This window comes from Streptomyces sp. NPDC127084 (assembly GCF_042724175.1).
GTDB lineage: Bacteria > Actinomycetota > Actinomycetes > Streptomycetales > Streptomycetaceae > Streptomyces.
In genome coordinates this window covers 43,536-51,785 of the sequence record NZ_JBHXFA010000037.1, presented here as the reverse complement: position 1 = coordinate 51,785, position 8,250 = coordinate 43,536, and the positions used below count along the sequence as shown (strand labels likewise).

General features: G+C 71.3%; 6 protein-coding genes. 2 read left to right on the top strand and 4 right to left on the bottom strand.

Annotation, left to right across the window (positions count from 1 at the left end; translation table 11 throughout):
- A partial coding sequence (locus tag ACFWI9_RS11935; protein WP_387161019.1) for a beta-propeller fold lactonase family protein occupies nt 1-804 on the top strand: 804 nt, incomplete at its 5' end.
- Nucleotides 805-880: 76 nt separating this feature from the next.
- Here ACFWI9_RS11935 and ACFWI9_RS11930 read toward each other — a convergent pair.
- Nucleotides 881-2,593: a DUF885 domain-containing protein gene (locus tag ACFWI9_RS11930; protein ID WP_387161017.1), complete on the bottom strand. Its 1,713-nt coding sequence runs from the start codon at nt 2,591-2,593 to the stop codon at nt 881-883.
- Between the two features lie 86 nt (nt 2,594-2,679).
- Nucleotides 2,680-3,162, bottom strand: a complete 483-nt coding sequence (locus ACFWI9_RS11925) for an Lrp/AsnC family transcriptional regulator (RefSeq protein ID WP_387161015.1) — start codon at nt 3,160-3,162, stop codon at nt 2,680-2,682.
- Between the two features lie 59 nt (nt 3,163-3,221).
- Between ACFWI9_RS11925 and ACFWI9_RS11920 the strand changes: the two genes are divergently transcribed.
- Nucleotides 3,222-4,451, top strand: a complete 1,230-nt coding sequence (locus ACFWI9_RS11920) for a trans-sulfuration enzyme family protein (protein WP_387161013.1) — start codon at nt 3,222-3,224, stop codon at nt 4,449-4,451.
- On the opposite strand, the gene ACFWI9_RS11915 is transcribed toward ACFWI9_RS11920, so the two are convergent.
- Together ACFWI9_RS11915 and ACFWI9_RS11910 are read right to left on the bottom strand one after the other, a co-directional pair.
- Complete coding sequence (locus ACFWI9_RS11915; protein ID WP_387161010.1) at nt 4,369-5,814, bottom strand: GNAT family N-acetyltransferase; 1,446 nt, start codon at nt 5,812-5,814, stop codon at nt 4,369-4,371. The genes ACFWI9_RS11920 and ACFWI9_RS11915 overlap by 83 nt on opposite strands.
- 124 nt (nt 5,815-5,938) lie before the next feature.
- Nucleotides 5,939-8,250 (bottom strand): FtsX-like permease family protein (locus ACFWI9_RS11910; protein WP_387161008.1); only part of this gene is annotated, 2,312 nt, incomplete at its 5' end.

Sequence of the window (8,250 nt, the reverse complement as noted above, 5' to 3'; positions counted from 1 at the left end):
GTGGCGGTGACACCGGACGGCGCCTTCGTCTATGTCACCAACGGCGGCGACGACACCGTGTCGGTGATCGCCACGGCGACGAACACGGTCGTGGCCACGGTCGGCGTCGGCAACGGCCCGTTCCTGGTGGCGGTGACACCGGACGGCGCCTTCGTCTATGTCACCAACGGCGGCGACGACACCGTGTCGGTGATCGCCACGGCGACGAACACGGTGGTGGACACGGTCGGCGTCGGCAACTTCCCGATCGGGGTGGCGGTCGCGGTTGTGCCCCAGCAGGTGGCGCCCGCGTTGCGGCTGACGAAGCTCACCGCCGACGGGCCGTTCGTCCAGGGCGGGCAGGGCACCTACACCCTCACCGTCACTGACACCGGCGACGGGCCCACCGACGGTTCCACGGTCACCGTCACCGACACCCTCCCCGCAGGCCTGACCCCGGTCAGCTTCACGGGTACCGGCTGGACCTGCACCCTCACCCCCCTGACCTGCACCCGCGAAGACGTCCTCGACGCGGGTGAGAGCTACCCACCCCTCACGCTCACGGTGAACATCGCCGAGGACGCGCCGAAGGAGGTCACCAACACCGCCACCGTCACCGGCGGCGGCACCACCGCCATCAGTACGGCCACGAACACCACCACCGTCAGCAGCAAGCAGCAACCCAAGCCCAAGCCTCCGCACCACGACCGTCCCGGCTACGGCAAGCCGGGGAAGCCGGGCAAGCCGGGCAAGCCGGGCAAGCCGGGCAAGCCGGGGTACGGCAACCCTGGCCACGGTCAGCGTCCCGGGCCTCGTGTCGTGTGACGACACGCCGGGTATGGCGTACGCCCCGACCCATGGTCGGGGCGTACGTCTGTCTGCGACATCCCGAGTGCTCGGGTCAGAGCCTGGAGAGCTCGTCCACCAGATCGTCCAGACCCAGCGAACCCTGGGACAGGGCCGCCATGTGCCAGGCCTTGGCGTCGAACTCCGCACCCCGTTCGGCCCGTGCCGCTCGGGCGTTCTCGCGGCCCTGGAGCCACGCGCGCTCGCCGAGTTTGTAGCCGATGGCCTGGCCCGGTACGGAGAGGTAGCGGGTCAGCTCGCTCTCCACGTACTCCGCTGGATGGCCCGTGTTGAGGCCGAAGAACTCCTGGGCCAGGGCCGGTGTCCAGGGCTCACCGGGGTGGAAGGGGGAGTCGGCCGGGATGTCGAGTCCCAGGTGCATACCGATGTCGATGATCACTCGGCAGGCCCGCATCATCTGCGCGTTCAGATAGCCGAGCCGGCGCTCCGGGTCGCCCAGGAAGCCCAGTTCGTCCATGAGCCGCTCCGCGTACAGGGCCCACCCCTCGCAGTTCGCGCTGACCGCGCCGACAGTGGCCTGGTAGCGCGAGAGCTGGTCGGCGACGTGCGCCCACTGGGCGAGCTGGAGGTGGTGTCCGGGTACGCCCTCGTGGTACCACGTCGACACCAGGTCGTAGACCGGGAAGCGCGTCTCGCCCCGTGTCGGCAGCCAGGTCTGGCCGGGGCGCGAGAAGTCCTCCGACGGGCCGGTGTAGTACGGGGCCGCCGCGCTGCCCACCGGGGCGATACGGGACTCCACCTTCCGTACCCGTTCGGCCAGCTCGAAGTGGGTGCCGTCGAGTGCCTCGACCGCCTCGTCCATCAGCTTCTGGAGCCACACCCGGACCTCTTCGACGCCCTCGATGTGCGTACCGTGCTCTTCGAGGTGGGCGATGGCGTCGCCGGGTTCGGCGCCGGGCAGGATCTTGTCGGCCTCGGCCCGCATCTCACCGAGCAGCCGGTGGTACTCGGACCAGCCGTATGCATACGCCTCGTCCGGATCCAGGTCGGTCCCCAGGAAGTAGCGGCTCCAGCGGGTGTACCGCTCGCGGCCCACCGTGTCGGGGGCCGCCGCGATGGCGGGGGCGTAGACATCGCGCATCCAGTCGTGCAGGTCGATGAACGCCGCCGCGGCCGTTCGGGCGGCGTCGTCCAGTTCGGCGCGCAGATCGTCCGGGCCGGCCGATACGAAATCCTCGAACCAACTGCGCCCGCCGTCAGCCGGCGGCTCCGCGCAACCGGACCACTTCGCCAACTGCTTGATCACCTCGGCGGTGGCGCGCGGTCCGGCCGGCAGCCCGCGTTCGAGGCCGAGGGCCAGTGCGGACCGGTATCCGTCGAGTGCCTCCGGCACCGCCCGCAACCGCTCGGCCACCGCCGCCCAGTCGGCCTTCGACTCGGTCGCCATCACCGTGAAGACGCCGCGCACCGAGTGGATCGGGGAGCGCAGATTGCTGACCGCGCGCAGCCCCTCGCCGGCCTCGTGTACGGCCAGCGCGGCCGCGAGCCGCTCCCGGAGCAGCCGGGCGCAGCGCCGTTCCTGGTCGGCGTCGGCCCCGGGGTGCGTCTCAGCCAGATCGAGCCGGGCCAGCGTCGCCCGGGCGAGCGCCGCGACGGCCTCCTGGCCTGCCGGGGAGAAGTCGGGGAGACGGCCCGCGCTCTCCGGGACCCCCAGGTAGGTTCCGATGACCGGGTCGAGATCGATGAGGGCGTCGACATAGGCGTCTGCGATCTGGCGGGGCAGTGCGCTGCTCGGTGTCTCTGGCATGCGGTCATCCTGATACGCCCCGGGCTGCGCCGTCATCATCGTTCGATCTCAGTCGGCTGACAAACGAGCCTGCCCCCAGACCACTCTCAGGCGTCGGGACCGGGTGGCAGCAGCGGTCCGCAGTCCCACTGCTGGAAGATCAACCGGGTTTCCACCCGGGCCACTTCGGGACGCGAGGTGAACTCGTCCAGCACGAGTCGCTGGAGATCGGCCGTGTCAGCAACGGCCACATGCACCAGATAGTCGTCCGGGCCCGTCAGATGGAACAGCGCGCGCGACTCGGGCAGCGCCCGAATCCGGTCGACGAAAGGACCGATCAGTTCGCGCCGGTGCGGGCGTACCTGAACGGAGAGCAGCGCTTCAAGCCCGCGGCCGAGTTTGGCTGGATCGATTCGGAGCTGGTGGCCGAGGATAACTCCGCTGCGCCTCAACCGGGCCACTCGGTCCAGACAGGTCGAGGGTGCGACACCCACTTCGGCGGCCACCTCCCGGTAGGTGGTCCGGGCGTCGTTCTGGAGAACGCGCAGTATGTGTAGATCGACCGTGTCCAGTACGACGGATTCACCCATGGCCCGAACGTAACACGGAGTGAGCGCGCTACTCGCCGGTAATTGTTCACAGTTCGCGCATGGACCACGTTGCCTCGAACGTCCCCACCCCGGGCATCCGAGCCCTCGCCACCGAAGCCGTGCACGCCGGCCGCGAAGACCTCGTGTCGCTCGGTCTGCACGCCGCACCCATCGATCTCTCCACCACCTACCCCTCGCATGACGTGGCGGAGGAGGCGGCACGGATCGACGCCTTCGCGTCGACCGGCGTCCGGCTCGACGGACCGCCCGTCTACGCCCGGCTCGACAACCCCACCACGGCCCGCTTCGAGACGGCTCTCGCCCGGCTCGAAGGCGCGGCGGACGCGGTGGCCTTCGCCAGCGGAATGGCGGCGCTGACCGCCGTACTGCTGGTCAGGGCCTCGATGGGGCTGCGCCACGTGGTCGCCGTCCGGCCGCTGTACGGATGCAGCGACCACCTGCTCGACGGCGGACTGCTCGGCACCGAGGTCACCTGGACCGACCCGGCCGGCGTCGCCGCGGCGATCAGGCCGGACACCGGGCTGGTCATGGTCGAGACCCCCGCCAACCCGACGCTCTCGGAGACCGACATCAGGGCGCTCGCGCACGCCTGCGGTTCGGTGCCGCTGCTGGTCGACAACACCTTCGCCACCCCGGTGCTCCAGCGTCCCGTGGAGCAGGGCGCCCGGATCGTGCTGCACAGTGCGACCAAGTACCTCGGCGGCCACGGTGATGTGATGGGTGGTGTCGTCGCCTGTGACGCGGAGTTCGCCGCCGCGCTGCGCCAGGTGCGGTTCGCCACCGGAGGTGTGCTCCACCCGATGGCGGGCTACCTCCTGCTGAGGGGGCTCTCCACCCTTCCGGTACGCGTCCGGGCGGCATCGGTGACCGCCGCCGAGCTGGCCAGGCGGCTCGCCGGCGACCCGCGTGTGTCGCACGTGCACTACCCGGCGGTGGGCGGCGCCATGGTCTCCTTCGAGGTCCACGGAGATCCGCGCGAGGTGATCGCCGGTGTCCGGCTGATCACACCCGCGGTGAGCCTCGGCAGCGTCGACACCCTGATCCAGCACCCGGCCTCCATCAGCCACCGCATCGTGGCCGAGGGAGACCGGCGTGCCGCGGGTGTCAGCGACCGGCTGCTGCGGATGTCGGTCGGACTCGAGGACGTGGACGACCTCTGGGCCGACCTCTGTGAGGCGCTGGGCGCTATCCCCGAGCGGTCCGGCCGTGCGGGAGCGGTGTCCGCTGCTCATGCCCCGGCAGCGGAGCCGCAGTCAGCAGTGCGCTGATCACCAGGGTGCCCTCCTCGACCTGGTAGTCGAGCGGGAGGCCGAGACCGCGCATGGCGGCGACCATGCCGGTGTTGGACGCCTGGGTCACGGCGTACACGCTCTCGCACCCCGCGTCGCCGGCCATCGCGACCAGACGACTGAGCAGCTCGGAGCCGATGCCCCGATGCTGCCAGTCGTCCTCCACGAGGAGGGCCACTTCGGTCTCATCTCCGTCCCAGAGCAGATGGCCGAGGGCGACAAGCCGTCCGGACGCCGTCTCGACGGCGAGGCTGCGGCCGAAACTCGGGCTGAGCAGATGGTTCAGATAGCGGTCCGCGTCACCGACCGGACCGTGGTAGCGCAGCGCCAGCGTGCGCGCGGAGCAGCGGTCGTGCATCGCACGGGCCGCGGGTACATCGCCGCGGTCGGCACGGCGCACGGTGATCTCGCCCGCCTCGGGCAGCGTCAGCACATCCTTGCCGCGCGGAACGCGCGGGCCGAGCCGGGCGTCGAGCTCCACGAGGGCGCGGGCACGGGCGAACTCGGTGGGAGTGAACGGCAGATACGGCCGCTCCACCGTGATCGTGCCGCCGTTCGGATCACGCAGCCGCAGCACGGTGTCTTCCAACACGCCTTCGACGGGAACGGGTTCGCCGGCCGGACGACCCCCGAGCGTGACCGCGGGCTGTGCGTGGATGGTGCACCGGCCGAGCAACTGGCGGAGCGCGAGCGGGAGTTCTGCGGCATCGAGAGCTGTGCGGGTGGCGAGGCCCAGCAGCCGGGTGGGGATGTCCACCAGGTCGTGGGCGTCGGCGCGCTCGATCCAGGTGCTGCTGCCGCCGGCGGCCGACACCTCGCGGATGAGCCGCACGGAGGGCAGCTCGGCCGGGGCCCGCAGCAGGAACTCATCGGCCGTGCCGTCGGCCAGGGGATGGGTCTGGAGCGTGAGGATGTCCACCTGGTGGCGGGCCAGCGCCGTGCACAGCGCGGCGAGGCTGCCCGGCCGGTCCCGCACCGTGGTCCGCATCCGCCACAGCACGGTCTCGCGCGTATCGCCGTGGTGGCCCGGCTCATCGGCGCCACCCGTGGCGTGGGCCGCTCCGGCCCGTACGGTCCCGGCTTCCGTCGCTCCGGGACCGCTGGTATCCGCGATCGGGGGCGCATGGCTGTGGCGGCGCGCCCACCAGATGTGGAACACGGCCGTGGCGGTGAGCGCTACAGCCGAGATGATCAGCAGCCGTGGGCCGCCGGGGCTGTGGGCGACCGTGTTCGCGACAGCGTCGGCCACGGCGACGGCGGTGAAGAGCGCGGCCAGTTCGACAAGGTCCCGCCGCCAGTGGTGCCGGCGGCGGGAACGCTTCGAGGAGTCGATATCAGTCATGCCACCACTGTGGCGGAGCGTTGTTGCGCGATCACGAACGATGTGTGACTGACTGGTTAAGCATAAATTTGGCCGCTTAGCGGATGTTCTGGACGGTTATGTGTGTGCAGTGAACAATCGCGGGTCACTCCCGCACGCCCGCCAGTTCCGCGGTCCGTCCCCCTCGCAGGGCGAGCCGCGCGGGGATCACGGACGAGACCACGGCCAGCACCGCACAGGTGGCCACGACCGTGCCGATGACGGACCAGGGCAGCTCTACCGTCGTCCGCACCGACAGCAGACCCAACGCGCCCCACATGCCCGCCAGATTGAGCCCGGCGACCGCGAGCCCGAGCAGCGCCCCCACCGCGACCACCATCAGCGCCTCGGCGCCCACCAGCCGCAGCACCTGCCATCCGGTGGCTCCGGCGAGGCGCAGTACGGCCAGCTCGCGCACCCGGTCGGAGGTCGCCATGACCATGGTGTTGGCCAGGGAGATGCCCGTGTAGAGCAGGGCGATGCCGAGGACCAGCACGAGGCCGACCCTGGTGGTGCGGTTGGTGTCCGGGTAAGTGGCTTGCACCCACTCGTCCTTGGCGCGTACCTGCCCGCCGGTTTCACGCACCGCCTCGCGCAGCCCCCTCGCCACAGCGCTCGTGTCGGCACCGGGCGCGACGGCGACGTCGACCCGGTCCACGCTCGCCCCCGGGGCGTTGCGGGGAGTGACGTACACGCCGTTGTTTCCGGTGCCGACGTGCATCACCGCGGCGACCCGCAGTGTCGTCGGAGTGCCGTCCCCGAGCCACACCCGCACACGCTGTCCCACCGTGTGCCGCTGCCACTCCTCGTTGACGATGATCGAATCGTCATCCAGATCGCTCACCTTTCCCTCGGCGAGCGGCAGACGGACGGTCGCCGCGAGCAGGCTGGGATCGGCGGCACGGGCCACGGACTTGACGAGTGCCGCACCGTCCTCGAGGACGTGTACGGCACTGGGGGAGGTCGCCGACACCACGGCTCCCGGAACCTCGCGGAGTCTGGTCACTGTCGCCGCGTCGAAACCCGCATCGCCCGCCGGGGTGACCACGAACGCGGCGGCCGTCTGCTCGCGCGTCTCGGCAGCCTTCGCCTCGTTCAGTGTGGCGGTGGCGCCCAGCAGCGATCCCGCGAGTGCCACGGTGACCAGGACGGGTGCCGCGACCGCCGCGGTGCGCCGCACCCCGGCAGACGCGCTCTCGCGCACCAGCAGACCCCCGGCACCCGGCAGCCGGGCCGGCAACCAGGCCAGCACGCGGGCCAACGGGCGTACCACGACCGGTGCGAGCAGTGCGAAAGCGGTGATCAGCAGCATCGGCCGGCTCACATAGGTCTTGCGGTGCAGCAGCTCGCTCGGCTCGCCGGCCAGCGTCAGGCACAGTGTGACCACCGCCGTCAGCAGCAGCGCCGTGCCGCACAGCCACCGGCCCCACGTCATCGTCCTGCTGTCCACCGATGCCTCGCTCAACGCCTGGATGGGGGCGGTCCGTCCTGCCCGCCACGAGGCGCCCGCCGCGCCGCACAGGGCGACGAGCAGCCCGGTCCAGAAGGCCGTCTGGTATGGCCAGGTGTGATCGCCGATCGCGAACCAGTCAGGCGCGAGACCCTCGGAGACCACCCGGTCCGCGAGCATCGGCGCGCCGTGGGAACCGAGCAGGCAGCCGGCGGTGGAGGCGAGCACCCCCACCACGAGCGCTTCGGCGACCACCATGCGGCGAATCTGCCCAGGGGTGGCCCCGGCGGTGCGCAGCAGACCGAACTCCCGGCGCCGTTGGACGACGGCGAACGCGAAGGTCGATGCCACGACGAACACCGACACAAAGGCGGTGACACCGCCGGCCGTGCCGAACATGGCGTTCATGGCGGTGATCGCCTTGTCGTCGCGGTCAGGATCGGCGTCGGCGTAGCGACGCGCGTCACCCGTCAGTACCCGGACGCCCGCGCTGCCGCGCACGGCCTCGCGTACCGCTGCCGGATCGGCGTTCACAGCCAACTGCACGCTGACCGGTGACAGTTGCGCGGCGCGCTCGTCAGAGTAGAAGACGGCGTTCTCGAATCCCCGGTCGGCGACGGTTCCGACGATCCGCACAACGCCGCGGTCGGTACGGACGCGCTCGCCAGGCTTCGCCCAGTCGCCGCTGACCACGACCTCGTCAGCGGCCTGGGGCGCACGTCCCGCGGTGAACTCGTAGGACGCGAAGGCGGCGGTCGACCAGGGATGGCCCACCAGATCCACGGGCCCGTCCGGGGAGCCCACGGCGAACGCCCGGTCCTCGACCACCGTGCCGAGCCCCCCGAGCCTCGCGACGGTCGGCGCGGGCACGGCGCGCGGGTGCGCCAGCTTCTGGGTGCGGACCCCGGCCGGGGGGCGCCCCCCGCGGGCGGGCCGCCCCCTGACGCCCACCGCGGCCGGGGGGGACC

Bases quoted from the DNA above. Each gene is read 5' to 3' on its own strand.
- ACFWI9_RS11915 (WP_387161010.1), bottom strand. From the start codon at position 5,814: ATGACTGATATCGACTCCTCGAAGCGTTCCCGCCGCCGGCACCACTGG.
- ACFWI9_RS11925 (WP_387161015.1), bottom strand. From the start codon at position 3,162: ATGGGTGAATCCGTCGTACTGGACACGGTCGATCTACACATACTGCGC.
- ACFWI9_RS11930 (WP_387161017.1), bottom strand. From the start codon at position 2,593: ATGCCAGAGACACCGAGCAGCGCACTGCCCCGCCAGATCGCAGACGCC.
- ACFWI9_RS11920 (WP_387161013.1), top strand. From the start codon at position 3,222: ATGGACCACGTTGCCTCGAACGTCCCCACCCCGGGCATCCGAGCCCTC.